The organism is Janthinobacterium rivuli (assembly GCF_009208735.1).
Lineage (GTDB): Bacteria > Pseudomonadota > Gammaproteobacteria > Burkholderiales > Burkholderiaceae_D > Janthinobacterium.
Map to the genome: position 1 here is coordinate 266,535 of NZ_WFLJ01000005.1, position 25,848 is coordinate 292,382.

31 protein-coding genes are annotated in these 25,848 nt (G+C 62.9%); 18 read left to right on the top strand and 13 right to left on the bottom strand.

Features of this window, described 5'->3' with window-relative positions:
• Nucleotides 1–169: 169 nt before the first annotated feature.
• A complete protein-coding gene (locus GCN78_RS08825; protein ID WP_226939540.1) occupies nt 170–1,552 on the bottom strand; it encodes a sigma-54 dependent transcriptional regulator in 1,383 nt (460 codons plus the stop codon).
• 302 nt (nt 1,553–1,854) lie between these two features.
• Here GCN78_RS08825 and GCN78_RS08830 point away from each other — a divergent pair, with 302 nt between their 5' ends.
• Nucleotides 1,855–2,565: a hypothetical protein gene (locus GCN78_RS08830; protein ID WP_152251365.1), complete on the top strand. Its 711-nt coding sequence runs from the start codon at nt 1,855–1,857 to the stop codon at nt 2,563–2,565.
• Nucleotides 2,566–2,571: 6 nt separating this feature from the next.
• The gene (locus GCN78_RS08835; protein WP_152251366.1) at nt 2,572–2,784 is read left to right on the top strand and encodes a hypothetical protein; all 213 of its coding nucleotides are present in this window, start codon (nt 2,572–2,574) and stop codon (nt 2,782–2,784) included.
• A gap of 36 nt (nt 2,785–2,820) precedes the next feature.
• On the opposite strand, the gene GCN78_RS08840 is transcribed toward GCN78_RS08835, so the two are convergent.
• The 3 genes from GCN78_RS08840 to GCN78_RS08850 form a co-directional block, all read right to left on the bottom strand.
• Nucleotides 2,821–3,513, bottom strand: a complete 693-nt coding sequence (locus GCN78_RS08840) for a DUF3334 family protein (RefSeq protein ID WP_034756036.1) — start codon at nt 3,511–3,513, stop codon at nt 2,821–2,823.
• A 303-nt stretch (nt 3,514–3,816) separates the two neighbouring features.
• A complete protein-coding gene (locus tag GCN78_RS08845; protein WP_152251367.1) occupies nt 3,817–4,074 on the bottom strand; it encodes a DUF1488 family protein in 258 nt (85 codons plus the stop codon).
• A gap of 15 nt (nt 4,075–4,089) precedes the next feature.
• A complete protein-coding gene (locus tag GCN78_RS08850; RefSeq protein WP_193316670.1) occupies nt 4,090–5,241 on the bottom strand; it encodes a sensor histidine kinase in 1,152 nt (383 codons plus the stop codon).
• Between the two features lie 173 nt (nt 5,242–5,414).
• Here GCN78_RS08850 and GCN78_RS08855 point away from each other — a divergent pair, with 173 nt between their 5' ends.
• From GCN78_RS08855 to GCN78_RS08905, 11 genes are all read left to right on the top strand, one after another.
• A complete protein-coding gene (locus GCN78_RS08855) occupies nt 5,415–5,732 on the top strand; it encodes a hypothetical protein (RefSeq protein ID WP_152251368.1) in 318 nt (105 codons plus the stop codon).
• Between the two features lie 126 nt (nt 5,733–5,858).
• Nucleotides 5,859–7,529 (top strand): DUF6138 family protein, encoded by a 1,671-nt coding sequence (locus GCN78_RS08860; RefSeq protein ID WP_152251369.1) that lies wholly within the window; start codon nt 5,859–5,861, stop codon nt 7,527–7,529.
• Between the two features lie 98 nt (nt 7,530–7,627).
• Nucleotides 7,628–8,320: a hypothetical protein gene (locus GCN78_RS08865; protein ID WP_152251370.1), complete on the top strand. Its 693-nt coding sequence runs from the start codon at nt 7,628–7,630 to the stop codon at nt 8,318–8,320.
• Between the two features lie 25 nt (nt 8,321–8,345).
• Nucleotides 8,346–8,672: a hypothetical protein gene (locus GCN78_RS08870; RefSeq protein ID WP_152251371.1), complete on the top strand. Its 327-nt coding sequence runs from the start codon at nt 8,346–8,348 to the stop codon at nt 8,670–8,672.
• An 84-nt stretch (nt 8,673–8,756) separates the two neighbouring features.
• Nucleotides 8,757–9,398, top strand: coding sequence for a hypothetical protein (locus tag GCN78_RS08875; RefSeq protein WP_152251372.1), 642 nt, complete (start codon nt 8,757–8,759; stop codon nt 9,396–9,398).
• Between the two features lie 87 nt (nt 9,399–9,485).
• Nucleotides 9,486–10,352: an alpha/beta hydrolase gene (locus GCN78_RS08880; protein WP_152251373.1), complete on the top strand. Its 867-nt coding sequence runs from the start codon at nt 9,486–9,488 to the stop codon at nt 10,350–10,352.
• Between the two features lie 95 nt (nt 10,353–10,447).
• Nucleotides 10,448–11,302, top strand: a complete 855-nt coding sequence (locus GCN78_RS08885) for an undecaprenyl-diphosphate phosphatase (protein WP_152251374.1) — start codon at nt 10,448–10,450, stop codon at nt 11,300–11,302.
• A gap of 47 nt (nt 11,303–11,349) precedes the next feature.
• Entirely contained in the window at nt 11,350–11,919 is a 570-nt protein-coding gene (mntP, locus tag GCN78_RS08890; RefSeq protein ID WP_152251375.1) for a manganese efflux pump MntP, read from the top strand.
• 95 nt (nt 11,920–12,014) lie between these two features.
• Nucleotides 12,015–12,221, top strand: coding sequence for a hypothetical protein (locus GCN78_RS08895; RefSeq protein ID WP_152251376.1), 207 nt, complete (start codon nt 12,015–12,017; stop codon nt 12,219–12,221).
• A 232-nt stretch (nt 12,222–12,453) separates the two neighbouring features.
• Nucleotides 12,454–12,783, top strand: a complete 330-nt coding sequence (locus tag GCN78_RS08900; protein WP_152251377.1) for a hypothetical protein — start codon at nt 12,454–12,456, stop codon at nt 12,781–12,783.
• Nucleotides 12,784–12,856: 73 nt separating this feature from the next.
• The gene (locus GCN78_RS08905) at nt 12,857–13,102 is read left to right on the top strand and encodes a hypothetical protein (protein WP_152251378.1); all 246 of its coding nucleotides are present in this window, start codon (nt 12,857–12,859) and stop codon (nt 13,100–13,102) included.
• A 21-nt stretch (nt 13,103–13,123) separates the two neighbouring features.
• Here GCN78_RS08905 and GCN78_RS08910 read toward each other — a convergent pair whose 3' ends face one another.
• Nucleotides 13,124–13,345 carry a hypothetical protein gene (locus GCN78_RS08910; protein ID WP_152251379.1) on the bottom strand — a complete coding sequence of 74 codons (222 nt, stop codon included), beginning with the start codon at nt 13,343–13,345 and terminating at the stop codon, nt 13,124–13,126.
• A gap of 147 nt (nt 13,346–13,492) precedes the next feature.
• Here GCN78_RS08910 and GCN78_RS08915 point away from each other — a divergent pair, with 147 nt between their 5' ends.
• Nucleotides 13,493–14,206, top strand: a complete 714-nt coding sequence (locus GCN78_RS08915) for an SOS response-associated peptidase (protein WP_152251380.1) — start codon at nt 13,493–13,495, stop codon at nt 14,204–14,206.
• Here GCN78_RS08915 and GCN78_RS08920 read toward each other — a convergent pair.
• The 8 genes from GCN78_RS08920 to queE all read right to left on the bottom strand — a co-directional run bounded on the left by GCN78_RS08920 (nt 14,203) and on the right by queE (nt 22,826).
• On the bottom strand, nt 14,203–15,381 hold the full coding sequence (locus tag GCN78_RS08920; protein WP_226939541.1) for a DUF418 domain-containing protein: 1,179 nt from the start codon (nt 15,379–15,381) through the stop codon (nt 14,203–14,205). The genes GCN78_RS08915 and GCN78_RS08920 overlap by 4 nt on opposite strands.
• 5 nt (nt 15,382–15,386) lie before the next feature.
• Nucleotides 15,387–16,304 (bottom strand): muramoyltetrapeptide carboxypeptidase, encoded by a 918-nt coding sequence (ldcA, locus tag GCN78_RS08925; RefSeq protein WP_152251382.1) that lies wholly within the window; start codon nt 16,302–16,304, stop codon nt 15,387–15,389.
• Between the two features lie 33 nt (nt 16,305–16,337).
• Entirely contained in the window at nt 16,338–17,255 is a 918-nt protein-coding gene (locus GCN78_RS08930; RefSeq protein WP_152251383.1) for an alpha/beta fold hydrolase, read from the bottom strand.
• A gap of 162 nt (nt 17,256–17,417) precedes the next feature.
• Nucleotides 17,418–18,572, bottom strand: coding sequence for a hemin-degrading factor (locus tag GCN78_RS08935; protein WP_152251384.1), 1,155 nt, complete (start codon nt 18,570–18,572; stop codon nt 17,418–17,420).
• Between the two features lie 61 nt (nt 18,573–18,633).
• Nucleotides 18,634–20,997, bottom strand: coding sequence for a TonB-dependent hemoglobin/transferrin/lactoferrin family receptor (locus GCN78_RS08940; protein WP_152251385.1), 2,364 nt, complete (start codon nt 20,995–20,997; stop codon nt 18,634–18,636).
• Nucleotides 20,998–21,233: 236 nt separating this feature from the next.
• Nucleotides 21,234–21,743: a tRNA adenosine(34) deaminase TadA gene (gene tadA / locus GCN78_RS08945; RefSeq protein ID WP_152251386.1), complete on the bottom strand. Its 510-nt coding sequence runs from the start codon at nt 21,741–21,743 to the stop codon at nt 21,234–21,236.
• Nucleotides 21,736–22,182, bottom strand: coding sequence for a 6-carboxytetrahydropterin synthase QueD (gene queD / locus GCN78_RS08950; protein ID WP_035819191.1), 447 nt, complete (start codon nt 22,180–22,182; stop codon nt 21,736–21,738). Before queD ends, tadA begins: the two co-directional genes overlap by 8 nt.
• Nucleotides 22,183–22,190: 8 nt before the next feature.
• Nucleotides 22,191–22,826, bottom strand: a complete 636-nt coding sequence (gene queE / locus GCN78_RS08955) for a 7-carboxy-7-deazaguanine synthase (RefSeq protein ID WP_152251387.1) — start codon at nt 22,824–22,826, stop codon at nt 22,191–22,193.
• A 283-nt stretch (nt 22,827–23,109) separates the two neighbouring features.
• On the opposite strand from queE, the gene GCN78_RS08960 reads away from it, so the two are divergent.
• The 4 genes from GCN78_RS08960 (at nt 23,110) to GCN78_RS08975 (ending at nt 25,798) form a co-directional block, all read left to right on the top strand.
• Nucleotides 23,110–24,015, top strand: coding sequence for a sensor histidine kinase (locus GCN78_RS08960; RefSeq protein WP_152251388.1), 906 nt, complete (start codon nt 23,110–23,112; stop codon nt 24,013–24,015).
• Nucleotides 24,016–24,118: 103 nt separating this feature from the next.
• Nucleotides 24,119–25,105, top strand: coding sequence for a sensor domain-containing diguanylate cyclase (locus GCN78_RS08965; RefSeq protein ID WP_152251389.1), 987 nt, complete (start codon nt 24,119–24,121; stop codon nt 25,103–25,105).
• Nucleotides 25,106–25,176: 71 nt separating this feature from the next.
• A complete protein-coding gene (locus GCN78_RS08970; RefSeq protein WP_152251390.1) occupies nt 25,177–25,464 on the top strand; it encodes a type II toxin-antitoxin system Phd/YefM family antitoxin in 288 nt (95 codons plus the stop codon).
• Nucleotide 25,465: 1 nt separating this feature from the next.
• Nucleotides 25,466–25,798: a type II toxin-antitoxin system RelE/ParE family toxin gene (locus GCN78_RS08975; RefSeq protein WP_152251391.1), complete on the top strand. Its 333-nt coding sequence runs from the start codon at nt 25,466–25,468 to the stop codon at nt 25,796–25,798.
• Nucleotides 25,799–25,848: the final 50 nt, after the last annotated feature.

The following is a 25,848-nucleotide window of genomic DNA, read 5'->3' on the forward strand; positions in this document are numbered from 1 at the left end:
CCGTGCGCCACCCGCTTTCCAGTTCCGGCTTGCAACAACCGCGATATCGACGCAGAATCAATCACTTACAAGACGCCACGCCCATCTTTGCGACCGTCTCAATCCTGTTACACCGTCACAGCGGCGACGATCCGCACGCAGGGCAAGGGACTTGCCCTGGGCGCCAGGTTCAACACTCAATGTTGAGCTTTTTGATCATCCGGTACAGCGTCATGCGCGACACGCCCAGGTCGCGCGCGGCCTTGCTGATATTGCTGCCAGCACTGGCCAGGCAAGCCTGTACAGCTTCGCGGTCCGCGCGCCAGCGAATACCGTCGAGTGCAACATCGGCGCTTGGCTCGTCGGCAACGGACAAGCCCAGGTCTTGCGGCATGATCGCCCTGCCTTCCGCCATCACCATGGCGCGTCGCACCCGGTTGATCAATTCGCGCACATTGCCCGGCCAGCCATGATTGCAAATCGCTTCGACAGCGGCGTTGCTGAAGCCTTTCACCATCGGCGCCCGCTCCGACACATAGGTGGAAAAAAAATGGTTTGCAAGCAACATCAAGTCTTCCTTGCGTTCGCGCAAAGGAGGGACATCGAGCGCCAGCACGTTGAGCCGGTAGTACAAATCCTCGCGGAACCTTCCCTGCTGCACGGCCTCCAGCAAATTGACATGCGAGGCGGCAATGACGCGCGCATCAACGGCGGTGCTGTGCGTGGCGCCGACACGGTAGATTGTCTTTTCCTGCAAGAAGCGCAGCAAATTGGTTTGCAGGGGGAGCGGCAAGTCGCCTATCTCGTCAAGAAATACCGTGCCTCCGGCCGCCGACTCGATCAAGCCCCGCTTGTCGCGCGTGGCTCCCGTGAAGGCGCCCCGTACATGGCCAAACAGCTCCGATTGCGCCAGGCCGGCCGGAATCGCGCCACAGTTAATCGGCACGAAGGGGCCAGCCGCCCGCGCGGAATGGACATGGATGGCTTGCGCCGTCAGCTCCTTGCCACTGCCCGACTCGCCCCAGATCAGCACCGGCGCGCTGGCCCCGGCGACCTTGAGAATCTGGCTCCGCAAACGGCCAATGGCGACACCGCTGCCCTTGAGCGCCATATCAGGCTGTTCCAGCGCGCACCGCGGCGCATCCGGCAGCTCGCGCAAAGTGGCATAGCCGTATGCATGGCCCAGGGTATGCCGCAGCCGCAGCATGTCGACAGGCAAAGTGTGGTAATCATGGCAATGGTCGCGGATCAGGCGCCGGCAGGCGGCCATCTGCAAGGCGCATGGCGGAAAAATACCCACCCATTGCATATCCCAGTGCTGATGCAAGAAACTGTCGAGCTCTCCCAGCCCGTCGAACGAAGAAATCAGTACCCCGACCGGAAAAGTGTGCGTGCGCAACGCACGTGCCGCGGCTGCCAGGCCCGTCACGGTGCAGACTTGCCACCCTTCCCACGCAGTACCAAACTGCTGCATGCCTGCCTCATGCAGTAAACCATTGCCACTCAAATCAATACACAATAACTGTCGTTTCAACATCCAGCCTCCAAATGTGCTGTGATCATCGGAAAACATCGCGCCACCGCGTCCCGCAAGGAGAGGCATCCTGCGGGGCAGTGAATGGAAACCTTAACAATCAATGACTTAAGGATTGGCAACGAGAGACGAGCGATGAAGCAGCTCTCAGGCAGGGTAGCGAGCTTTGTGTATATGTGTGACAATCTTATTGATGCATATCACTGTGGTACTAAAAAATACTTTTCTTTGATAGCGAGTTTGTATTTTCTGCCACACTGTTATTTCTCATAGTCATCAAAGGTACGGCTAAGCCGTTTGGCATCGTTTTCTTCACGGAAGACGCCCCTCCACGAGATTCCATGCTGACAAAACATGCCATGACGCTGACCATCGCCGCCTGCCTCTCCAGCACGGGCCTGGCTGCCGGCCCCCTTGATCAAGCCGAGCGCAGCCACTCCATCGCCGCGCGCATGCAGGCGGAAACGTCCAGCGCCACCGATCCCGACGCCCCCGCGCCGCTGCCCGTGCCCAGCGACATCTCGCTGGCCGAGCTGGAACGCCGCCTGGCATTGGGCCAGGCGCAAGCCGCTGAAAAACACTACACGAGCGCGCTCGATCCGGCCGCGCTGGCGGCCCTGGCGCGGCAGATGGATTGCCAGGATATTGTCGGCGTGCAGCCGTTCGGCTTCCCGCTGGATCGGGCGCAGCCCACCGTCCTGAGCGGCGCCCACCTGCTGGCCCGCTGCCCGCAGCGTGCCTACGTGACCATCACGGCCATGTCGATGGCGGGCAAGACGGGCAAGCGCGCCAGCGTCGCTGCGCAAACGTTCAAGCAGACGGTCGATGGCCGGCCCGCGCGGCGCCTGTATTACAAGGCGCCCAACGGCCGGCAAAAGGAAACGCTGACCATCATCGATGGCAGTTATGCCTATGCGCTTGAATACTGGTCGCTCGACGACAGCCAGCAGAGCGGCATCGCGGGAGTACGGCGACTGGAAAAAGTATCGTCGTTACCCCTCGCCCAGCCTCGCGGCGGCGCGCACGACGTGCTGGCATGGCCGGGAATGTGATAAGCAATGAATTTCAGCAAAAGCATCAGGACAGCAAGCACCGTGCTGGGGACGGCGGGCGTGTATGCTTTTTTGATCGCATCCCTGTGCAGCATGTTCTTTGAGATGACATCAGACACGGCCCTTGCGTGGATCGGCGGTCCGATGTTTGTTGTATTTAGTATTCTGGGGCGTATATTTTTACCAGACAGCTTGCGCAAGGCAAACGTCATCGACTAGCGGCGGCAAGCATGCCGCCGCTAGTGGCAAGGCAGCTTACATGCCCAGCGACTTGAGCAGGTCGGCGTTGTCGTCGTCTTCCGGTTCCGCCGCAGGCGCCGGGGCGGCGTTCCGTTCGCGGTTCGCGAATTCGCCATCCATCAGCGAGTCGGCATCGACTTCGCGCGAATCGAAATCATGCAACTTGATGAACTCGGTACGGTCGATCGCCAATTCCAGGTAGAAAATATTGTTCTTTTCCGTATAGAAAGTGACACGGCGCATTTCCGGACGGTCCAGCGGCGTGTCGACGCTGAGCATCACCTGCTTGTTCAGCACCAGCATCTTCGGCTGGCTCTGGGTGATATTCGTCTGCAATTCGCGCCGCACCTTGCCCGTGAAGTCGCCCACGATCTGGTTCATCAGCTCGCCCATGATGTTCGACACTTCGTCCGACGTGTAGAAGCTGGCCAGCTCCGACTTCGGCATCCCCATGTGCAACATGTAGCGCTCGTAGATTTCCATCGCCGTATCGGCGGCAAAATTGAGCACGACCAGGCCCGTGAAACCGCCATCGAACATCACGAAGCAACCGATGTCCGGCTTCAGGCCCGTCTTGGTGATGCGCTGCACCATGCCTGAATAATTGACCTTGCTTTGCGTTGCCACGTTGAGCACCCGAACCACCGAGTTGCACAAACTCATCAACAAATCTTCTGTACCGTACACAACATCCTTTTCTGCATCCATGAGCAACCTCTCCTACTATTTTAAAGATGACAGCACCGTTCCCTGCCCGCCGCGAGCCGAAACACGACGTTTCGCTCAGCTGGCGGACGACTTCACCTTTGCATGCCTGACCTTGCGTGGCAGCGCGCGCAGCGTTGCCGCCGGCACGCACCGCCCTCTTACCTTTTTCTGTATAGAAATAAGTATCATGCGCAGAATACCCAGATGTAACATTTCCGTCCAGCCATACCTGCATTTACTTGACGATCTGTGCGGAAATACCATATCTGGCCTCAGCACGGGCGCCGGCACAGGAAATAGTAACTAAAAATCAAGTGCGCGCAAGACCACGCCGCTGACCAGCAGGTCGCGGCTCAGGTGAGCGAAGGCGCGCTGGCCGATGCGCAGGCGGTGCGTGTCGAAGATGGCCAGCAAGTCGCCACCCTGCTCCTGATCCAGGCTGCGCAATGCCGTGTCGGTGATGCGGCAAGTCTTTTCCACGCCGAAGACGGTCAGATGGAAGCGGACGGCGTCACCCGCCGGCTCGATCGCGATGCTGTCGCGCAGGATGTCATAGGGCATGGCTGGGGCACCGGGTCAGGTGGCGGCGTTGCTCGCCGCAGCGGCATGCCGTGGCAAGTCGATGATGAAGACGCAGCCGTGGCCAAGCACGCTTTCCACGCTCAGGCTGCCGCCATTCGCCTCCACGCTGCGCCGGACGATCGACAGGCCCGAACCCGGGCCGGTCTTGTTGGCGCCGCCCTGCGTGAAGGGCAGGAACAGGTCATTTGCGGCCTCCGGCGTCAGGCCGGCGCCGTTGTCCTCCACTTCAATCCTGATCCGCTCGCCTTTCCCATATGCGCGCACCACCACCGTGCCATTCGGCGCGCCAAACTTGAAGGCATTCTGCAGCAGCTTGCCCACGGCGGAGAGCAGCAAGTGCTGGTCCGCGTGGAGCTGCAGCAAAGGATCGACCTCTTCCACGACCAGGGTGCAGCGGATCAAGTCTGCCTCCAGCTTGGCCGAATAGCGCAGTTCATCGATGAAGTTGTTCAGGAAGAAAACCGAACGTTGCAAGGTCAAGCCCGCCTCCACCCGCACTGTCGCCAGCGAGCCGTCGATCAGGGTACGCAAACCCACGAGGCTGCGGTCAAGCACGGCTCCGGTCGCGCCTGCCACGCCCATGCCGCCCTGCTTGAGCGCGGCGACGGCCAGGCCGGCCGTTCCCAGGTGATTGCGCAACTCATGGGCCAGGTAGCCGATGCGCTCGCTCAACGCCAGCGCTTGCTCATTGGCAATCAGCACGTCGCGCCGCTGGGTAAATTCGGAGACGGCTTCGGCAATGCCGTTGTCGAGACAGCGGTTCAGCGTCCTGAATTCCTCGACGGCGAATTCCTCGCCCAGCTCCACGGCCAGATCGCTGACAGCCTGGCACAGGTCGCCATAATCGTGCACCACCTGGCTGACGGAATAGCCAAGCGCCAGCAATTGCCCGCCGTGCGTGGTGGCGCTGTCGGCCAGTTCCGATGTTGCCTGCGCATTGCCATCGGCGGGGCCGGAAATGGCCAGGCTCTGCGCCATCTGGCCCGCCTCTTCGGCCTTCAGGGTGCGAATGAGCTGGCCCAGGAAGATGGGGATGCCTTCTTTTAACTGTCGCTCGGTCGGAAAACGCAGGGGGCGCTTGGCGACCTTGTCACGGCAACGGCGCTCCAGCTCGGCGCGATGTTCTGCTAGGAATAAATGCATCATGGCGTTTCCAGCAATCTATAGTGAGTGACTAGTAACCAAGACTACCGCGAGCACAGGCAAGCGACCGTCTGTTACCGTACACTGGCGCTTGCTCGCCTATCGCTGCGTGCGGGACGCATCCGGCCTGCCCATGTGCTATTGTCATCGGATACCTTACCAGGCAGGAGTCATGCATGAGCAACATCGTTACCAGCGTCTCGTTCCGCTACATTGATCCGCGCCACAAGGAAGCGGGACCCAGCCGGGAATTCGTCAACCAGAACATTCTGCTGCCGCCGGGCGCCCACCTGCCGCGCATGGGCGAAGCGATCGAACTGATGCATTGGGACTTGAAGCGCGACATGAAATCCGGCGTGTATGCGGTCCTGTTCGTCCACACGCGCATCGCCTTGTTTGATGGCAACGACAAGCCGTCCGGCTGGCACACCACGATCACCGTGGGGCCGCAGTCCGACGACATCGATGCGCGCTTCCTCACCGCCCCCTCCTGACGTTCGTGCGGCCCTTGTTGCGGCCAGGCGTGAGCGCCTAAAATAGTGCTTTTTATTAAATAAACATGACCGTGACGGCAGCCGGTGGCGCCGTCACGCGCAAGACAGGGAAAGACGACGACATCGATGAGTACACTTGTAGAGCAGGCAACACAGGAAATGACGGCGGCCATCCACGCCTGGTTCGATGAGCGCCTGCAGCGCACCGACCTGGAGCAAGCCGTCAAGCGCACGACCTTGCAAGTGGGCATCTTCAATGAGCTCCTGCTCGACTACAAACCGGGCCGCACCACCGCCGACGAATTCGACCTGGGCCTCGACGACGACGCACGTCCCAGGACGCCGCTGCGTCTTGACGATGCGCAAGTGCGCGAGCTGATCGCGCCGCAGCTGACGGCGCTGGTGCAAACCCGCCTGGCGCCGCTGGTGGATACGCCGATGATCGATTACCGCTTCACCGTCCGCGGCAAGTTCCAGACGGCGCAGGGCAAGCTGCACCTGACCTTGCTGGAATACGTCAACGACGGCAAGCGCCTGGTCTTGCTGGAGAACATACACGCGTACGTCACGCAAAAACTCGAGCGCGGCACCCGGCCGACAAAAAAGCTGGAAACGTTCTTCCTGACGCGCCACCTGCTCGATCCTTACCTGTTCCCGCAGCCCGATATCGCGTGGACGATCGCGCAATTCGAGCGCATCGAACAGTTGAACAAATCGCGGCCGCAAGCGCTGGCCGAACATCGCGGCGACATCATCCAGGCCGTGTCGGCCTGGGCCGAAAAACAGTTCCTGCCGCAGTTCTACGACGTGCAAAAATCCAGCTACAGGGGCACGGAATACGCCTTGAAGGCGGGCGCGGCGCCCGATGCGCAGGCGCTGGCGCCGATCGACCTGCTGCTGTACGGCGCGGTGATGATATTGCGCCACGAACCGAGCTACGCCAAATCAACGGGCCTGAAATTCCTGGAAATCGCGCGCGAACTGGGCAGCGAACGGGCCGTGCGCATGCTCAAGGAAGGCAGCGGCACCTTCCCCGATGCCGACATCCACGTGAAAAATGCGCTGCTGGAATGCCGCGCCAACGATGTGTTTGCCACCATCAGCATCACGATTGCCCGGGAAGAGGAAGAAGCGTATGCACAGGCGCTGGTCTTCATCACGCATTTGCTGAACAACGGTTTTCCGAAAAACTACCAGATCAAGCTCAAATCCAGGGTCAAGACCTATTTGCCGATCAAGGGACTGGCGAAATCCGACACGCACCGCTTTTTCGCCAATGCCCTCGCCTGGCCTGGCCTGCAAGCGCAACTGGAAGCCTATGCGCGCGCCGCCATCGAGCAATTCGAGTTCTATGCCGACACGGAAGGCGAAAAGAATTGCATGCCCGGCACGTACGCCACGTTTGGCCTGGGCTTGCTCGACTCTCGCCACTTCCCTCTGGTGCGGCACTACATGGCCAACGTCGACGAGGAACACCAGTCCGTGCAAGACCAGTTCACGGCCGCCTTCGCCGAACGACATGGCGTGACGACGGCATCCATTCCCGTGCTGGCGGCGTGCCTGCGCGCGTGCACGGACAACGCAAAGGTGAAAATCCAGGCGGAACTGGAGGATCCTGAGAAACTGGAACTGTTCTGCCAGCAACTGCAGGGACTGGAAGGCTATCTGGTCGAGCACATGCTGTATCCGATCTGGGGCAAGCTGGAAAAACTGGCGGCCCTGGCGCGCAAGGCGGAGGGCCGGCGCAGGGAGCTGCTGCTGGCCTTGCTGGAAGCGGCCAGCAAGGCGCACGCCTGAAGTGTGCAACGTTATGACTTTCACCATATATAATGCCGTTCGCCAGAATTGCCTCAAAGCATCTTTTGGCGCCTGACATTGAATCGTGGAGAAAATACATGCATCAAACGCAACAAACATCGCGTACCGCCCTGCTGGCAGCAAGCCTTGCCGCCGCCGTGGCGCTGGCCCAGCCCGCCATCGGCGCAGAGACCACCGCCGTGGAACTGGCGCCGCTGGACGTGGCCAACCTGTACATCAAGACCATCATCAACCAGGATGAAGCCAGCGTCGCCAAGCTCAACGCCTACCTGCGTCCTACCCGCCTGGCGGGCCAGCAAAGCGCCGAATATGCGTCGTACAGCGGCTTGAAGGAGGCCGATGCCAGGTTTCCAGCGGAAACCGGCAAGCTGATCGCCGACCTGTTCCCCGCCGCCATGCGCGCGGCCGTGACGCCGGCCGCCGAGCTGCTGGCGGCGAACGTCATCGCCGCCAAGAATGGCGCCGCGTGCCAGGCCACCAAGGCGGACCCGGTGACGGTGGAAAACGGCATGCAGACGGCCGCCGTCAGCTTCGAATGCCAGGTCGTCAAGGTACCGGTGGCATGGGCGCCTGCCGCCCAGCAACTGGCGAAGACCGGCTGCAAGGTCGAGCAATGCAAGGCCGGCCTGCAAAAGATCGCCGCAACCTACACGAGCTCGCCAAAACAGACGTGGCGCGCCGTGTTTGCCGTCAGCCGCGAAAAGAACTCGGAAGCCTGGCGCAACGATTTCGCGCGCGAAACCTTCGATGAAATCTGGGAATACCTGTAATCCTCGCCTCGTTTAGAATGGCTGGATGAACAAAGTCACTCCGGTACCACAGCCCGCAGGCCTGGCCCTGCTGCGCCTGCTCGATCCCGACCACGTGGAAGGCGCGCTCAGCAAGCAAGTATTGGCGCAAGACCTGGCCAGCCTGCACGGCAGGCAATTGCTGGCGCTGCTGCGCCGGCTGCGCGCCGCCCAGTCCAACCAGCAGCACTATGCGGGCGCCAGCGCCGAGCAGACCGAACAGCAGTTCGGCGCCGCCATCGCCGCCGTCAAGGCGGAACTGGCCACGCGCCCGCACATCCCCAACAAGCAGGAAGCGAAGGCCCTGCGCCAGGCGGCCGCAAAGCGGCGCTGAACGGGCCTACGGTGCGCAGGCCGGCGCGGCCCGCCTTCTATAATCGGTGACGATACATTGTTTCCCGCACTGAAAGGATTCCCCATGCCCACGTCAATCTCCCGCCATGTAATCGGCTGCGCCCTGCTGGCCTTGTCCAGCCTGGCGACCGCGCAGGCTGACCATGCCCCACACATCGGCCCCATCGACGCGCGCGCCGTGTGGCAGGAACGCTCGCTGTCGGCCTGCCGTAGCGAAGAGTCGCCCACCGCGCCCGACGTCTGCCTGCTGCGCACCATGCAGCGCAGCGGCGCTCGCCCGCAAGCCATCGCCGCCGCGAAAATGCTCGTCAAGGCGAACAAGGCCGGTTTCATTTCCGCCTGGCGCCCGCTGGGCAAGGCGGCTCTGGCCACTGTCACCTATCCGTTTCGCGCCAACACGAATGAAGGCACTTTGCTGATCGGCAGCGATGGCGCCGCCATCGACGTCGACGAGGGCTCCGTGCGCGAGGAAGACCGCGCGACGCCCGCCTGGCGCGCGTTTACGGCCGCCCATCCAGACTCTGTCCCGTTTGCGCCCGCCGAGTTCGTCGGCAGCACGGCCACCGGCGATGGCGGCCAGAGCGTGCTGTTTTCCACGCCCCTGATCACCTGCCACGCCTGCGTCGACGATGGCGCCCTGCTGATCGCCTATACGATTGACAAGGATGGTATCGTGCGCGAGCGAAAACTCTTGACGATCAAGTAAGGCTGCATCAAAGATAAGATAGAATTGCTTGATGGCATGTCTATACGAGTACATGCCATCGATCCAACTTACTTATCACAGGAAAACATGCGCCGCTCTTGCCTTGCTCTGCACCTCACCGCCGCCCTGCTGCTGTCCAGCCCCTTCCATCTCGCCACTGCCGCACCCGCCGCCAATGCTGCCGCCAGCGCGGCCACGCCGCTCGTCATCGGTGAAAGTTTCAACATCGATTCGCGGGCGCTGAAGGAAAAGCGCCACATCAATGTGTACATGGCGCGCGCCTGGGATACGCCGCCCGACGCGCCCTTGCCGGTGCTGTACATGCCGGACGGCGGCGTGGCCGAAGACTTTTTACATGTGGCCGGCTTGCTGCAAGTGTCGGTGGCGAATGGCACGATGCGTCCCTTCATGCTGGTCGGCATGCAAAACACGCAGCGCCGGCGCGATTTGACGGGACCGACCGAGAATGCGCAAGACCGCAAGATCGCCCCCGTGGTGGGCGGCTCGCAAGCCTACCGCGCCTTCATCCGCGATGAGCTGATGCCGGAAATCAAGCGCCGCTACCGCACGACGGGCGAGACGGCCATCGTCGGCGAATCGCTGGCCGGCCTGTTCGTGGTGGAAACCTATCTGCTGGAACCGCAGCTGTTCGACCACTACCTGGCGTTCGACCCCAGCCTGTGGTGGAACCATGGCGCCCTGCCGCGCGAGGCGGCGGCCCTGCTGGCCAAGGGCAAGCCAGGCAAGCGCGACCTGTACCTGGCGTCCAGCAGCGAAGCGGGCATCGCCGTGGAAGTGCAGCGCCTGGCCGACGTGCTGGACAAGCAGGCGCCTTCCGGCTTGCAATGGCATGTGGAAAAGATGCCGGAAGAAAGCCATGGCACGATCTATCACCCGGCGGCATTGAAGGCCTTCCGCGCCGTCTTCAAGCCGCAGGCGCCGGCTGGACAATAAAACATGGACAAACTGTAATCCGGCGCGGGGCGTGCCCGCCGCAGCTGGCGGGTAAAATCGGCGACCCTTCTTCCTCCCGCCGAGTACAGATATTCATGAGTTTTTTGCAATTATTTATTCTTTCCATCGTCCAGGGCTTCGCCGAGCTGCTGCCCGTCTCCAGCTCCGCCCACGTCATCATGGCGGAGAAACTGATGGGCCTCGATCCCACCTCGCCGGAGCTGACCATGCTGCTGGTGATGCTGCACACGGGCACCATGTTCGCCGTCATCGTGTATTTCTGGAAGTCCTGGCACGCCACGTATTTCAGTTCGGCCAACGCTTTTCGCAGCAATGTCCTGCTACTCGCGGCCGCCACGGCCCTGACGGGCATCGTCGGCTTCGGCTTGCTGAAGGGCATTACGCACGTCATGAGCAAGGACGCGCCTGGCTTTGAAATCGAACACCTGTTCGGCAATGCCAGGCTGATGGCCGCCGCCCTGGCTGCGGCCGGCGTGCTGATCATCGCCTCTTCGCGCCTGCAAGCGCGCCAGCATGGCACCTTGTCCATCGGCAAGGCGATGGTGATCGGCGCCGTGCAGGGCCTGTGCCTGCCTTTCCGCGGCTTTTCCCGCTCTGGCGCCACCATTTCAACGGGCATCGCCATGGGCGTGCCGCAGCGTCGCGCCGAGGAATTCAGCTTCGCCCTGGCCGTCGTGCTGACGCCCGCCGTGCTGGTCAAGGAAGGCTGGCGCTTCTACCAGGCAGTGGCAAATGGCAGCCTCGACCATCTGGAACACGGCAACAGCCTGCTGCACCTGCTCGGCCCCAGCCTGCTGGGCATGCTGCTGTCCTTCCTGGCCGGCTTGCTGGCCCTGCGCTGGCTGTCGCGTTGGCTGGAACAGGGGCGCTGGCATTTCTTTGGCGCGTATTGCCTGGCCGCTTCCTTGGTAGTGCTGTACGTAGGGTAAAATCGCCGGGTTTCTCACATCCCCGCCAGCTCTACTGAAAGCCTACGATGAATTTCGCCGCCACCGCCGCCCTCTCGCTTGCCATGTCCACCGATGCCTTCGCGGCCGCCGTGGGCAAGGGCGCCGCCCTGCACAAGCCGCAATGGCGCGAGGCGCTGCGCACGGGCCTGATCTTTGGCGTCATCGAAGCCATCACGCCCATCATCGGCTGGGCCCTGGGCAGTGTGGCAGCGCCTTACGTGGAAGCGTGGGATCACTGGATCGCCTTCAGCCTGCTGGGTATCATCGGCTTACTGATGATACGCAATGCCCTTGGCGAGGCCGACGAGGACGAAGCGCCGGCGCAGTCGCACTCGTTCTGGGTGCTGGCCGTGACCGGCCTGGCCACCAGCATCGACGCCATGGTGGTCGGCGCCGGCCTGGCCTTGCTGGGGGCGAATATCGTCGTGACGGCGGCCGCCATCGGCTTTTCCACCTTCGTCATGGTGACCTTGGGCGTGATGCTGGGCCGCGTGCTGGGCACGGTGGCGGGCCGGCGCGCCGAACTGGTGGGCGGCCTGGTGCTGATCGTCATCGGCTGCGTGATCCTGTACGAGCATCTCGGCCACCCGGCCTGAATCCGCGGCGCGCACGGCACAGCCGCTGGCGGCGGCGTCGGCCCGCTTTGTGCTACATTGAATGCTCTGCATTCATGTCTCGCAAGGTGACCATCATGGAAACTCTGGAGCTGCTCTTCGCCTCGCTGGTGCGCGAGACCGCCGAATCGATACGCGACCACCACATTCCCTTTGCCATCAAGCACGACGAGCGCGCCTATTACGCATGGCTTGATGCGCATCCGATCAATGGCTATATCCAGGAAGCGTACCGCGAGATCGAGGAGACAGCCCAACAGATCCGCGCCATTCGCGCTGGGTGATGACGCTTGCCGCAAGCTACTGCGCGGGGCGCTGTGCGGCTGGCGATGCTCACCGTACCAGAGTACGGTTGCGCTTCTCAGCCACACATCACCGCCGCTCGCTACGCTTGCGCCAAGCGTCGATACGCTAGGTGAACGCTTTCAGAGAACGTATTGATCCAGATCAAACACTCTGCTGTTCCTATCGAATTGATGGCCCGATGCCGTGACAATGGAATGGGAGGCGGGAGACATGGATCAGGATCAAAAACACCAGATCAGGGGTTATGAATTTCATGTGACGGGGGCGCTGGAGAAGGATGGGCGTTACCGGGGCATGATCTTGATCAGCAAGCGCGGCGATACCTTGCAGGTGTACGCCAAGCCCGTGCTGATTGAAACGCCGAGCAGTTTCAAATCCGTGCATGCGGCCTTGATCGAGGCGTCGGCGTATGCCCAGGAACTCATCTATAACGGCGCCATCAAGGCGCTGCTACCGGCCGATGCGCCGCTGGCGGGGACGCAGAATGGTTCGCAGGCTGGTACGCAGGCGCCGCGGCCGCCGGATTTCGTCGGCAACTGATGTTGACAAGACCAGGCAGCCACCCGGGGTGGCGCGTATAATGACGCGCTTTCCCGGATGAACATACAGAACCATGGAATTTGTGAATTTACCGCTGGTCTTCCTCGTCGGCTGCGCGCTGATCGCCTTGCTGGCCAAGAAAAATGGCTACTCGTGGTACCTGTTCTTCTTCGCGATTGCCGTGCCCGCTCCCCTGTTGCTGCTGGCCTTGCCACATGTGCTGGGCGTGGAGATCGCTTCCCTGACTTCCGTACGGCTGGGCGCCGCCCTGCTGCTGCCGTTCGCGGGCTTGCTGCTGGCCCTGCGGCACAAGCGCTAATACCGTCGCGCTAAGGCCGCTTCAGCGTACCGGTATACCATCGGCCAAACGCCAGCCGACGGACAGCGCCAGTTGCTGCGCTTCTTTTTCGTTGCTGCAATCATCATAATCGCAAGTGTCCGCGTACGCGCCGCACGTCTGGTTCTGGCTGACATACGAGCCGACCCAGCGGCCATCGCGGCGCTGGCTGGCCGTGGCGCTGATGGTAAAACCTTTGTGGATGGTGGGATTTTCAAAAGACATAATTCCTCCGATATCAAAATAGCGTCAGGAACCTGACTGGCCTCCACTGTGCGCCACCCGCCGCCCGCAGTCTGTACGTTTGATCACACACAGGAAGCGCGCACGCGCAGGCCCGCGTGGCGCCAGGCGATCGGGTATGATTTCAGCATGTGTGGACGATTCGATCAAAATGACACGGCGCGCGTGCTGGCGTCGTCCTTCGGCTGGACGGACGCGGTGTTCGACAGCGAGGCCGAGCCGCACCTGAACGTCTCGCCCGGCACTTACCGTCCCATCTTGCACATCGCGGATGGCGTGCACCGGGTCGACGATGTCTTCTGGGGCTACCGCCCCGCCTGGGCCGCGCAAGCCGTGCCCGCCCCCGGCAAGAAAAAAATCCCCATCGCCATCAATGCCCGCCTGGAAAAACTGGCTGGCGCCTACTGGAAACCCTTGCTGCGCGCGGGGCGCGGCATCGTCTGCGTTTCCGGCTGGTATGAATGGACGGGAGAGAAAGGCAGCAAGCAGCCGTGGCACATCCACCGCAAGGATCGCGCGCCGCTGTTCCTGCTGGCGCTGGCCCAGTTCGGTCCCTACAAGTTCAACCGCGAGGAAGCCGGTTTCGTGCTGGTGACGGCCGACAGCCTGGGCGGCATGGTCGACATCCACGACCGCCGCCCCGTGGCCGTCAGCCGGGAAGACGCGCACCGCTGGCTCGACCCCGCGCTCACTGCCGAGCAAGCGCTGCACCTGGCGCGCAGCTGCATGCTCGACGTGGACCTGTTCGAATGGCATGCCGTCGACAATCCCCTGGTGCCGTCCGCCAGGGCCAAGGCGCCGCCGGCAGCGGCGCAAAGTACATTCGACTGGGGTACGGATTAAGGCAAGCGCGCCAGCCGGCGCCACAGCGCTTCCATGGGCCCCTGCCTGAAATGGCGCAGCCAGTAACGGCTCAATAGCACCTGTCCCGCCATGATCGCGACCGCCAGGCCCAGCATCTCGGCCGGACGCAAGGTGGCGCCCCAGCCCAGGCCCGGCCCCTGCAGCAGCCAGGTGCCGATCAGCGATTGCAGCAAATAATTGCTCAGCGCCATGCGCCCCACGGGCGCCAGCCATGCGCCCAGCCAGCGCAGCATGAAGGGGCCGGCCAGCATCAGCGCGGCCACATAGCCGGCCGCCAGCACGGGGCCGCCGGCAAACAGGCCTACCTCGAACAGGGCCGTGTCGAACACGGTTTGATACGGATCGGCCACTTGCCACGCGATGGCGCCCGCCGCCAGCAGGTTGAACGGCAAGCCCACGCCCAGCCCCACGGCGCGCACGCGGCGCCACAGGACCAAGTGACGGTGCGGCCGCGTCAGCCAACCGCAGCGCACGGACAAGATGCCCAGCAAAAACAGCACTATGATATGCGGCAACATGACGGCCGCATACAGCAAGGAGACGAGGAAATCGTTGGCGCGCAGCCTGGCGACGCCCCACGCGCCGCCCTGCGTGTAGATGGCGTGGCGGTCCGCAAAGGCTTGCAGCTCGCGCGCGGTGTCCGGCGCGCCGCCCGGCTGGCCCACGGGAATCAGCAGGCACATGAATAATAGAAAACCGGCCGCCACCAGCCAGGCGCGGTTGCGCACGCGGCTGAGCCTGGCGGATGCCAAGGGCAGGATCAGCATGCCGGCGACGGCATACGAGGTCAGCACGTCGCCGCTCCAGATCAGAAAGCCGTGCAGCAGGCCGAAGGCCAGCAGCCAGCGCAGCCGGCGCCGGTAGGCCGCTTGCGCCTGCTCCCAGCTGCCCAGCTGGCGCCGCAGCGAACGCGCCTGCAAGGCGAAGCCGGCGCCGAACAGAAAGGCGAAGATGGGATAGAACTTCAATTGCGCCAGCGCCGCCACGCCAAAAATGACGAGCTGGTCGAGCACGGGCGGCTGCGCCGGCAAGGTGCCATAGCGCAAGGAAAGGGAGCCCCAGGCGAAACTCCAGATATTCACCAGCAGGATGCCGAACACGGCGATGCCGCGCAGCACATCGAGCTGCAGCAATCTGCCGGGTTTGGCGCTCACGACGTTCAGGGGCGCGCCAGGGTCGGGTAATCGCTCACCTGCAGGCTGAAGCCGGCCTCGTCCGATTGCAGCCGCGCGTGGCCGCCGAACGGCAAGGTGACGCGGCGGCGGATGTGGCCAAATTCCAGCCCCGTCAGCACGGGCACGGGCAGCCGTTCGCGCACGTAGGCCAGCATGGCATCGAAATCGTAGCCCCTGTCCATCGGGCTCAATTTATAGGCGGAAAAGTCACCGAGCACCACAGCCTGCTGGCGCTGGATCACGCCCGCGTGCAGCAATTGCAGCAGCATGCGCTCGACCCGGTACGGGTGTTCGTTGACGTCTTCCAGGAACAGGATGCCGCCATCGACCTGCGGGAAATACGGCGTGCCCAGCAAATGGACCAGCATGGCCAGGTTGCCGCCCCATAATTTACCGCTCACCTCGACCTGCGGATTGCCAGCGGCCGTGCCCGTGACCGTGTGCGTGGGGCCTGCCAGGCAGGACCACAATTGATCGAGCGTAAATTGCTCGGGCTCGTCGCGGATGAAATCGTCGCAGAGCATGGGACCGGCGAAGCTGGCGCGGCCCGTCTTCGCCAGCAAGCCCATATGAAAGGCCGTGAAATCGCTGTAGCCGACGAACAGCTTGCGGCTGGCGGCCATGCGGTCGAAATCGATGTCGGGCAGAATGCGGCTGATGCCGTAACTGCCGCGCAAGGCGATCACCACTTGCACGTCCGGGTCGGCGGCGGCCGCGTTCAGCTGCGCCAGGCGGCCCGCATCCGTACCGCCGAAACGCTGGAAGGTGTGCTCGGGGTCGTAGTAATTGTGGACGGTGGCGCCTTGCGCCTGCAAGCGGGCGATGCCGCGCGCCAGCGCCGCCTCGTCGGGCGCACAACCGCCCGGCGCGACGATGGCGATGCCAATCTCAGGTGTCTTCAAAATATGCCCGCACGTAAATAAGAATGGGCGCACCTAGGCTGGCTGGGAGCGCATCTGGGGCGCCATCTTACCTTGCAGATGCACATCGATCAAGGCGAGCAGGCGCTCGATCAGCTGGGGCGGCATGTCGTGCCCCATGCCTTCGATCACTTCGAGCCGGGCGCCGGGAATCAACGCTGCCGTATCGATGCCGCAGGCGACGGGGATCAAGGGGTCGGCCGCGCCATGGATCACCAGCGCGGGACAGCTGATGCTCGGCAGCAAGGCCGTGCGCTCGCCCGAGGCGGCGATGGCCACCATTTGCCGTGCCACGCCTTCCGGGCAACTGCCCCGCTGCAGCGCCGCTTCGATGCGCTGGTACAGCAGTTTTTCCGACACGGGATAGGCGGGACTGCCGATGACGCGCACGGTGGCCGCCATGTGCGCCATCAGCTCGGCGCGGCTGGCATTACGTTTTGGACGTTGCAACAAGGCGTTGCGCGCGGCCCGCGTGGGACCGGGCAAGCCGCGCCGGCCGCTGCTCGACATGATGGAGGTCAGGCTGAGCACCTGCTGCGGCGCGCGCGCCGCCATCACTTGCGCGATCATGCCGCCCATCGACACGCCAATCACGTGCGCCTGGGCAATGCGCAAGGCGGCCAGCAAGCCCAGCGCATCGTCCGCCATGTCAGTGAGGGTGTAGGAAGTTTTCAGGGGCCAGCCGACGAGGTTTTTCACGTAGGCCAGCGGTAGATACGGCTTGCCCGCCAGCGCCATCTTGCTCGACAGGCCGCAGTCGCGGTTGTCGAAACGCAGCACCCGGAAGCCTTGTTCGACGATGCCTTCGACGAAGTCCGCCGGCCAGGCGATCAGTTGCATACCCAGGCCCATGACCAGCAGCACGCACGGATCGTTGGGGTCGCCGTGGCTTTCATAAGCTATGTTGAGGCCGTTCGCCATGATGGTTGCCATGATTGCCTCTCTTCAGGAACCAGCACGCAGGCACGATCGCTGCGGCCTTGCACTCAGCATACCACTATTGTGATCTTGCCATCACGCCTCATGCGAAAGTCCAACTCAAGTGTTGCCGCGCCGGTACGCAGCGCGGCAACACGGCAGTTTCAACGATGCCGCTTACTTGGCTTTTGGCAAGGAATCAGCCAGGTCGACCCAGCTTTGCGGCTGCGGCTTGCCCCGTTCGCGCACGCCGAAGAAAGAGACCACTTGCGTGCCGTCGTTGTCGAAGAACTCGACGGAGGTCACGCCGCCGCGCTTGACGACCCAGCCGCTGCGCAGGGCCGTGTCGCGAATGTGCAGGTTGAAGTCCGGGTCCAGCACGTTGAAGAAACCGCCGGCGGCCATGGTTTTCCCGATCTTGCCGCTGTAGATCTGCGTCACGCCTTCATTTCCCAGGAACACCATGATGGCGACCTTGTCCTTCGCCGCGTTTTCCAGCAGGGTGCGCAGCGCTTGCGGCGTCACGCGCTCGACCACGCCGGCCGGCGCCAGTCGCAGCGCCTGTTCGCGCGTCAGGTGGAATTCGCGCATGATTTGCGCGAACTGGTGCACGTCCGTCATGTCTTTCCAGGCCAGCTGGAACTCCTTGACGTCGATCTCGGCATCGGGCTTTTCCACCACTTTCGGCGCGACGGCCAGCACGTTCAGTTCCGCGCTTTGCTGCGGCATGCGGAAGCTGGCCACCAATTTATCGTAGACGGCCACGCCCGGCTCGTTGCGCAGGTAGATCTTGTGCACGGCCGTGCCGTTGGCGTCAAAAAATTGCAGGCTGCGCGTCGGCTTGCCATCGCGGCCCGCTTGTTCCACGGCAAATGCATATTTCCAGTTTTCAAAGTGGAAGCGCAAGTCGATCTGGCCGCCCAGGTAGCCGCCGGCGATATTGCGCTGGCGCGCCTGCGTTTCCGGGTCGTTGGCGTCGACCTGCTCGGATTTATCGCCCGCCTGCTTGAACTTGCTGGCCGTGCCCGTCGTTTCGATGACGCCGTTTTCATTGCGCGTGATCGCTTGCACGATGCCCAGGTCCAGCGCGGCGCGCATGATTTCGCGCGGCTGATTGCCGTCGGCCTGCAGGCGCGTGACGCCCTTGCCGAGATTGGTTGCCAGCAATTGCGCTTCGGATACACCCAGCGCGCGCGCCGCCTCGCGGATCTGCAGTTTCGGCTGCTCCGTGCGCAGGGTGGACCAGCGTTCCGCCAGGGTCGCTGGGGCCGCGTATGCGTTTGCGATCAGCAGGCTGCCTAGCAGGGATAGAACGAGTTTGGATAACTTCATAGAGAGACCATTCAATCAAACATGGAAAAAAAGAGGGGCAAACACCCCTCCCCGGTAAAAATCAATAGTTGACGCTGAGGCTGGCGGCGACGTTGCGGCCCGGCTTGGCGTAGCGCTCGATCTCGGCGCGGTTGGCGGCCGTCGTGCCGGCCGCCAGGCTGCGCGCGGCGGCGTAATCCCAGTACTTGCGATCCGTCAAGTTGTACACGCCGACGATGATCTTGGCGTTCTTGTGCACGTTCCAGTAGGTCGACAGGTCGAAGATGGTGTACGACGGCACCTTGTAGCGTGGGGCGGTCGTGCCCATCAGCAAATCGTTTGGTGCTTGTTTTTCACCGGCATGCAAGGCCGTCAGTTCCAGGCCGAACAGCTGGTTCGCGTGGTCATAGCCGAAGGTCAGCGCCGTCTTGGCCGGCGCCACCGAGGCCAGGCCGCCGCTCTCGCCCGTCAAGGTATTGAAGGAGCGGCCCTTGGCGACGCCCGTGGCCAGGTCGACGCGGTAACCCTGCATGGTTGGCGACCAGGCGCCCAGCTCCGCGCGCAGGCTCAGCTCGGCGCCCCAGGTGCGCGCATTGCCGATGTTTTCCGGACGGTACAAGCCCCAGGTGAGGGTCGGGTAATTCACCGGGTCCAGGTCTTGCGCCACGTACTCGATCATGTTCTTGTATTCCGTCTGGTAGACGGACGCGTGCATGCTCAAGCCCCTGCTCACGTCGCCTTTCAAGCCCAGCTCATACGCCTTGCTGGTTTCCTTGCCCAGATTTGCATTGCCCAGCACCGCATAGCCGTTGCCCATGCCCGTATAGCTGATGGAATCATAGGTACCCGTGCGTTCGACCGCCGTCGGCAGGCGCGTGCCGCGCGTGAACGTGGCGTAGGCGCTCATTTGCGGCAGCACTTCCACGGACAGGCTCAGGCTGGGCGTGAAGTAGGTGTCGCTCTCCTTGCGCACTTCCCTGGCCGCGCCCGGCACGCCGATCAGGTAGTTTTGCAGGTTTTTCGGCTCCAGCTTGCGGTAGTCGGCACGCAGGCCCGGCGTCAGCACGGCTTTCTTGCCGCCCAGGCCGAAGCTGAGGTCGTCACGCACGTACAGGGCCAGCTTGGTGGCGTCCATGTCGGCCATGCGGTTCTTGCGCGTGATCTGGTGCTGGCCGGTGGCGATGACGGTGCGGTCTTCCATCCACGGGCGGCGCGATTTGACCTGTTCCAGCTGCACGCCGTACAGCAGCGCGTTGTCCGCATTGAGCTGCTTGAACGCTTCCGACGTCAGGCCGATGCTGTCATTCTTGAAGCTGGTGTCGATGGCGCGCTGGAAGTTGCCCTGGTAGGTATAGCGGCCCTTGCTCTTGTCCTCGATCTTCGCGTTCTGCAGATAGACTTTCGAGGTCAGCCGGTCGAACAGGGCGAAATCCTTCAGCAGCACCTCGTGGCCCAGGCTGACGCGGGTGCGCCTGGTGGTGGAATCCTGCTGCACGCCGTCCGGATACATGGCGCTGACTTTATTGTTGAGGTCTCGCTTGTTCTTGCGTTCGAACATGTCGACCGTCAAGTCCAGCTTTTGTTCGCCCGGCAAGGCCCACACCAGCTTCGACAGCAAGGCGTTCGAATGCCAGTCATCCGGGTTGACGGCGGCGCTGCCGCGGCTGTCAAGCTGTTCGCCGTCGCGGTGCACGTACACGGCCAGGCCTTGCAGACTGGCGCCGATCCTGGCGGCGCCCGTCAGGGTGTGCGCATTGCTGCGGTCCACCGTGGCGCGGCCATATTTATACGCCACGTAATGGTCCACTCCGTCGCCCAGGTAATCCTCGGGCGACTTGGTGATGAAGGCCACGCCGCCGCCCAGGCCGGGATTGGCGCCGCTGACGGCCGTCGTGCCCGAATCGATGCGCACTTCGCGGAAGGTCTCCGGATCAAAATAATCGCGGCCCATGCCAAACGCGTTGAGGGTATTGCTGTCCGGCTTCGGTGCCGCGTCGGGGAGCGCAATGCCATCGAGTTCCAGGCTGACCCGATTGCCTTCCAGGCCACGGATGTTGTAACCGGTGTTGCCCGCGCCATCCCAGATGCCGCCACCACCCGAGGCCGCCATCGGCGTGCTGATCAACGGCTGATAGCGCACGACACCGGCCATGTCCGTCACGTTACGGCGCTCCAGATCGTCGCTGTGGATCACGGTCTTGGTGCCGGCGCGGCGCTCGTAATCCTGCTTGGCATTGACGACGATTTCCGGGAAGACGGGCAGCTTGGCCGGTTCCTGCGCGGCCGTGCCCGCATTAATGGCGGCCGTTTGCGCGACAGCCGGCAGCAAGGGCGCGGCGAACAGGCCCAGCAAGGCGGCGCGCAACACCAGATTGTGGCGGCGGACAGGCAGGCGGAATGAGGATACGACGGGTGCAGCGGTGCGCTGCGTAAGCACAGTAGTCATGATGATCCGGTCTAAGAGTAAAGGCTGGCTCTTGAACCTGGATCGATAACGATAGTGTTAACGACGCATAAGGAAAGTTTGCTGGCGAAAACAATACTGTAACACGAATCATTCTCATTTGAGAATGGCGAAGTGGTCTAGACAGATGTTATTTCGCAACAATTATGAAAAATGCCAGCCGGGATGGCTGGCAAGGGTGGCAAGGCCATGGCGGCCCTGCCCCGCCTGGACTGGCGTCAGGCCGGAGGTTGGGCCAGCTTGCGCGCTTCGGCCTGCGCGCGGCGGCGCTCGGCAAAGAAACGCTTGAGGAAAGCGCCGCATTCGTCGGCCAGCACGCCACCGGCGATGGCCGTCTGGTGGTTCAGCGCCGGCTGCTCGAACAGGTTCAGCACGGAACCGCAGGCGCCCGTCTTCGGATCGCCCGCGCCATATACGACGCGCGCCAGGCGCGCATGCAGCATGGCGCCCGAGCACATCACGCACGGCTCCAGCGTCACGTACAACTCGCAGCCGGGCAGACGGTAGTTGCCCAGCTTTTCGGCGGCCGCGCGCAAGGCCATCACTTCCGCGTGCGCCGTGGGGTCGTGGCGGCCGATGGGCTGGTTGTAGCCGACGGCGATGACTTCGCCATCCTTGACGACGACGGCGCCGACGGGCACCTCGCCCAGGTCCCACGCGTGCTGCGCCTGCTCCAGGGCCAGCTGCATGTAGCGCGCGTCCTGCACGCTAGCGTGCGTTTCAGTCATCGGTGACTTCTGCCCAGCAATTCGGCGTTTCATGCAGCACCAGCTTATGCAGGTGCAAGCCCGTGCCAAAATGGTCGGTGAAGGCCGCTTTCAGGATCTCGAAGGCGATGCGCGCCAGGTTTTCCACGGTCGGAATGCGGTCGATGACGACGGTTTTATGGTCAGGCAGGCTGGCCAGGAAGTCGCGCACGGCCGTATCTTTTTCATACACGAGGAAGGCGTGGTCCCAGACATCGACCAGGTGCTGCTTGGCCAGAGTTTTCACGTCGGAAAAGTCCATGATCATGCCATTGTCGGAATTGCCTTCCGCTTCGATGACCTTGCCGACCAGGGTGATTTCCACCGTGTAACGGTGACCGTGCAGGTTGCGGCACTGGCTTTTGTGGTCGGGAATGCGGTGGCCCGCGTCGAATTCGAGCTTGCGTGTGATAGTCAGCATAGGTGTTATTAAGGTATTTGCAGGAGTTTATGGGTTTGCAGGCTCAGCTTCCACTTCGGGTTGCTTTTGCACGTCTCGATGGCCAGCTTCATGTTGTGCGCGGCCAGGGGGCCGTCCATCGCCTGCACGAAGAAATTCTCGAAATCGAGTCCTTCGTAGGCGGCCAGGTCTTGCTGGAACTGGGGAATGACCACCTTGATTTCATTGCCTTTGTGCACGACGAGGGTGGAACCCATCTTCGGGCTGACGCAGATCCAGTCCACGCCGGCCGGCACGGGCAAAGTGCCATTGGTTTCGATGGCGATGGTAAAGCCGACCGCATGCATGGCGTCGATCAGGGCCGTGTCCAGTTGCAGCAGCGGTTCGCCGCCCGTAAACACCACGTATTTGCTCGCCGCGTAGGTCGCCGGCCACAGGCTGTCGATCAGCGCGGCCAATTCCTGGGGCGTCTTGAACTTGCCGCCCAGTTCACCATCCGTGCCGACGAAATCCGTATCGCAGAACTGGCACACGGCCGTGGCGCGGTCACTTTCGCGGCCCGTCCACAGGTTGCAGCCGGAAAAGCGGCAAAACACGGCCGGACGGCCCGCGTGCGCACCTTCGCCCTGCAGGGTATAAAAAATCTCTTTGATGCTATAAGTCACTGTATTTCCTAAGAGCTGGCTGGCGTCATCGCGCAGGGCGAACGCATCGAGGCCGGCGCGCCGCGCCGTCACCGCAAAAGCCGATTGACAACCCTCTATTATATGCCGCCAAGACACTTCCCGTGTAAATGCCGTGACCGCCACCTGCCACGGTGCCATTCGGGGACGAGATAGCGACACGGGCAGGCATAACTGCGCAGCTTTTGCGTTTAGACAATGTAAATAACCCCAAGTTAATATATTTTCCGTAAGAACATTGCCTGATGGAAAACATTGAGGGAGCATGGACATGCTGCAACGCTGGCTACGCCCGCCGTACCGCCTGAGTATTCTGGCCTGCCTGGCGGCCGGCGCACTCGCTTGCCTGCACACCGGCCATGCCGCCGGGACGCTGGCGCCGGCCGGCACGCCATCGCCGCTGAAGCTGGCCTGCGCCATCCTGCTGGGTGTGCTGGCGCTGCTGCTATGGCGCCAGCACAGGCTGGCGCTGCGCCTGCAGGCGCTGGAACAGCTGCGCGCGGACGCCGAGCAGGCGCGCCTGGCCAACGGGCAGCGCAAGGCGCGCGAACAGGAACGCCTGCGCATCGGACGCGACATCCACGACGACCTGGGCCAGCATCTGCTGACCCTGAAGATCGACCTGGCCATGCTGCAGAGCAGCACGCATGGCGCCACGCCCTTGCTGGCGCGGCAACTGGCCATGATGGCGCGCAATGTCGACCTCAGCATCGCGGCGCTGCGCAGCGTCATCCACGACCTGCGCCCGCCCGCCCTCGACGCCGGCCTGCAAGCGGCATGCGAGGGCTTGCTGGCGGACTTCCAGCGCAGCACCGGCATCGCCTGCCACTGCGATTACGGGCTCGACGCCGCCGCCGGCAATGCGCATGGCCCGCTGCTGTATCACGTGCTGCAGGAAGCGCTGGCGAACATCGCCCGCCATGCGCACGCCACGCATGTCCAGCTATGCCTGCAGCAAGTGGACGCCACCGTGGCCTGCCGCATCAGCGACGACGGCGTCGGATTGCCAGGCTCGCCACCGCGTCTCGGTTGCGGGCTGTCGGGCATGCATGAGCGCGTGGCCGCCGCCGGCGGCAGCCTGCACATCGACAGCCGCAGCGGCGCCGGCACCACCTTGCGCCTGTCGCTGCCACTGGCCGCCTGCGAAGAAGCGCCCCTGGCGCATCACTGATAGTTTTGCGCAATAAATATTGCTCAATATCAACACCATCTCTTGCGCTGCGCTGCATCATGGCCAACGAAACCGCTCCATTCACCCCAAGAAGGATGCTTACATGCCGGATAGCCATGCACATGCCAGCGCATCGCCCTGCGATGAAGCTCAGGGTTTCGCCGTCAAGATGATGGAATTGCTGGTGGTGCCCACCTTTGTCCTCGACGTGCATGGCCAGGTGATGATCTGGAACCGCGCCTGCGAGCAGCTGACGGGCGTGCCGGCCACTGAAGTGCTGCGCACGCGCGAGCCGGGACGCTGCTTTTACAACGACGAGCGCCCCACCCTGGCCGATCTGGTGCTGGCCGGGCGCGGCGGCGACATGCGCACCCTGCATGCCCAGCAGCAATATCGCAGCAGCACGGGCAGCAATCTGTGCGCGGAAAACTGGTGCGACATGCCGCGCACGGGACGGCGGCGCTACCTGGCCGTCGATGCCAGCCCCATCTACGGCAATCACGGTGAGCTGATCGCCGTGGTCGAAACCCTGCGCGACATGACGGACGAAAAACGCGCGCAGGTGGAGCTGGAACGCCTGGCCACGCGCGACGGCCTGACGGGCCTGGCAAACCGGCGCTGCTTCGACGACACCATCCTGGCCGAATGGCAGCGTGCCCAGCGCCAGGGCCAGCCGCTGTCGCTGCTGATGGTCGATGTCGACAATTTCAAGGAGTACAACGACAGCCACGGCCACCAGGGCGGCGACCTGTGCCTGCGCAAGGTGGCCGGCGCCGTGGCCAGCGAGATGCGCACGAACGACCTGGTGGCCCGCTATGGCGGCGAGGAATTTGCCGTGATCCTGCCGAACCAGTCGCTCAAGGGCGCGGCCATCGTGGCCGAACGCATCCGCCAGCGCGTGGAGCGGCTGCAACTGCCGCGCAAGCGTCCCGACGGCGCCTGCGTCACCGTCAGCATCGGCGCCGCCACGGCCCTGCCCGGCCCCGGCACGGAACTGGGACAACTGATCCACACGGCCGACTGCGCCCTGTACCGCGCCAAGCACCTGGGCCGCAACCGCATCAGCCTGCCGGAAACGACGCTGACGTAGGCGACAAGGAAGCACGACCAAATTTGGTGTATATTTAGTCCTATCACAGTTTTTTCGCACTCGGAGCCGCCATGGACCTCAAGGAACGCATCAAGCCAATCTCCTATCTCAAGGCCAATACGACGGACATCGTCAACAGTTTCGACGCGGGCCAGGATGAACCCATCATCATCACGCAAAATGGCGAAGCGAAGATGGTCGTGCTATCCATGCACGCGTATCAGGAAGGCAAGCGGCAAGCGCGGCAGATGCAGGAGCAGCATGCATTCATGAAACTGATCGCCATGGGCAACCAGGACATCGCGCGCGGCGACGTGGTGTCTGAGGAAGACTTCCTGGCCAGCCTCGATCACGACTGACATGGCGCGCATCGTCGTGCTGAAAAGCGCGCAAGCCGATTTCAATGAATTGCGCAGCGACTTCAAGGCACGCCACACGGCGGCCGCCCATGCGCAGTTCCTCCTGGCTTTCCGGCAATTATTCGCTGAGCTCAAGACCTTTCCCGACAGCGGCGCCCCCGTCGAGGCCGCCCGCGAAGTTGGCATGGATGTGCGGCAACGCCTGTGCGAAGAGATCCGCGTCCTCTACCACCATGACCGCGCGCACGACACCGTGTACATCCGCATGTTCCTGCCGATCCGGCGCGACTTTCTGACCCATCTCACCACGCGCATCCTGCGGCCCGACTTGTAGCCCCTATGCAGGGCGGCACGAATATTCTATGCTGCGGCGTTGCACTTTCC

Coding starts and splice junctions, on each gene's coding strand:
- GCN78_RS08825 (WP_226939540.1), bottom strand. CDS start 1,552: ATGTTTTCCGATGATCACAGCACATTTGGAGGCTGGATGTTGAAACGA.
- GCN78_RS08830 (WP_152251365.1), top strand. CDS start 1,855: ATGCTGACAAAACATGCCATGACGCTGACCATCGCCGCCTGCCTCTCC.
- GCN78_RS08835 (WP_152251366.1), top strand. CDS start 2,572: ATGAATTTCAGCAAAAGCATCAGGACAGCAAGCACCGTGCTGGGGACG.
- GCN78_RS08840 (WP_034756036.1), bottom strand. CDS start 3,513: ATGGATGCAGAAAAGGATGTTGTGTACGGTACAGAAGATTTGTTGATG.
- GCN78_RS08845 (WP_152251367.1), bottom strand. CDS start 4,074: ATGCCCTATGACATCCTGCGCGACAGCATCGCGATCGAGCCGGCGGGT.
- GCN78_RS08850 (WP_193316670.1), bottom strand. CDS start 5,241: ATGATGCATTTATTCCTAGCAGAACATCGCGCCGAGCTGGAGCGCCGT.
- GCN78_RS08855 (WP_152251368.1), top strand. CDS start 5,415: ATGAGCAACATCGTTACCAGCGTCTCGTTCCGCTACATTGATCCGCGC.
- GCN78_RS08860 (WP_152251369.1), top strand. CDS start 5,859: ATGAGTACACTTGTAGAGCAGGCAACACAGGAAATGACGGCGGCCATC.
- GCN78_RS08865 (WP_152251370.1), top strand. CDS start 7,628: ATGCATCAAACGCAACAAACATCGCGTACCGCCCTGCTGGCAGCAAGC.
- GCN78_RS08870 (WP_152251371.1), top strand. CDS start 8,346: ATGAACAAAGTCACTCCGGTACCACAGCCCGCAGGCCTGGCCCTGCTG.
- GCN78_RS08875 (WP_152251372.1), top strand. CDS start 8,757: ATGCCCACGTCAATCTCCCGCCATGTAATCGGCTGCGCCCTGCTGGCC.
- GCN78_RS08880 (WP_152251373.1), top strand. CDS start 9,486: ATGCGCCGCTCTTGCCTTGCTCTGCACCTCACCGCCGCCCTGCTGCTG.
- GCN78_RS08885 (WP_152251374.1), top strand. CDS start 10,448: ATGAGTTTTTTGCAATTATTTATTCTTTCCATCGTCCAGGGCTTCGCC.
- mntP (WP_152251375.1), top strand. CDS start 11,350: ATGAATTTCGCCGCCACCGCCGCCCTCTCGCTTGCCATGTCCACCGAT.
- GCN78_RS08895 (WP_152251376.1), top strand. CDS start 12,015: ATGGAAACTCTGGAGCTGCTCTTCGCCTCGCTGGTGCGCGAGACCGCC.
- GCN78_RS08900 (WP_152251377.1), top strand. CDS start 12,454: ATGGATCAGGATCAAAAACACCAGATCAGGGGTTATGAATTTCATGTG.
- GCN78_RS08905 (WP_152251378.1), top strand. CDS start 12,857: ATGGAATTTGTGAATTTACCGCTGGTCTTCCTCGTCGGCTGCGCGCTG.
- GCN78_RS08910 (WP_152251379.1), bottom strand. CDS start 13,345: ATGTCTTTTGAAAATCCCACCATCCACAAAGGTTTTACCATCAGCGCC.
- GCN78_RS08915 (WP_152251380.1), top strand. CDS start 13,493: ATGTGTGGACGATTCGATCAAAATGACACGGCGCGCGTGCTGGCGTCG.
- GCN78_RS08930 (WP_152251383.1), bottom strand. CDS start 17,255: ATGGCAACCATCATGGCGAACGGCCTCAACATAGCTTATGAAAGCCAC.
- GCN78_RS08935 (WP_152251384.1), bottom strand. CDS start 18,572: ATGAAGTTATCCAAACTCGTTCTATCCCTGCTAGGCAGCCTGCTGATC.
- GCN78_RS08940 (WP_152251385.1), bottom strand. CDS start 20,997: ATGACTACTGTGCTTACGCAGCGCACCGCTGCACCCGTCGTATCCTCA.
- tadA (WP_152251386.1), bottom strand. CDS start 21,743: ATGACTGAAACGCACGCTAGCGTGCAGGACGCGCGCTACATGCAGCTG.
- queD (WP_035819191.1), bottom strand. CDS start 22,182: ATGCTGACTATCACACGCAAGCTCGAATTCGACGCGGGCCACCGCATT.
- GCN78_RS08960 (WP_152251388.1), top strand. CDS start 23,110: ATGGACATGCTGCAACGCTGGCTACGCCCGCCGTACCGCCTGAGTATT.
- GCN78_RS08965 (WP_152251389.1), top strand. CDS start 24,119: ATGCCGGATAGCCATGCACATGCCAGCGCATCGCCCTGCGATGAAGCT.
- GCN78_RS08970 (WP_152251390.1), top strand. CDS start 25,177: ATGGACCTCAAGGAACGCATCAAGCCAATCTCCTATCTCAAGGCCAAT.
- GCN78_RS08975 (WP_152251391.1), top strand. CDS start 25,466: ATGGCGCGCATCGTCGTGCTGAAAAGCGCGCAAGCCGATTTCAATGAA.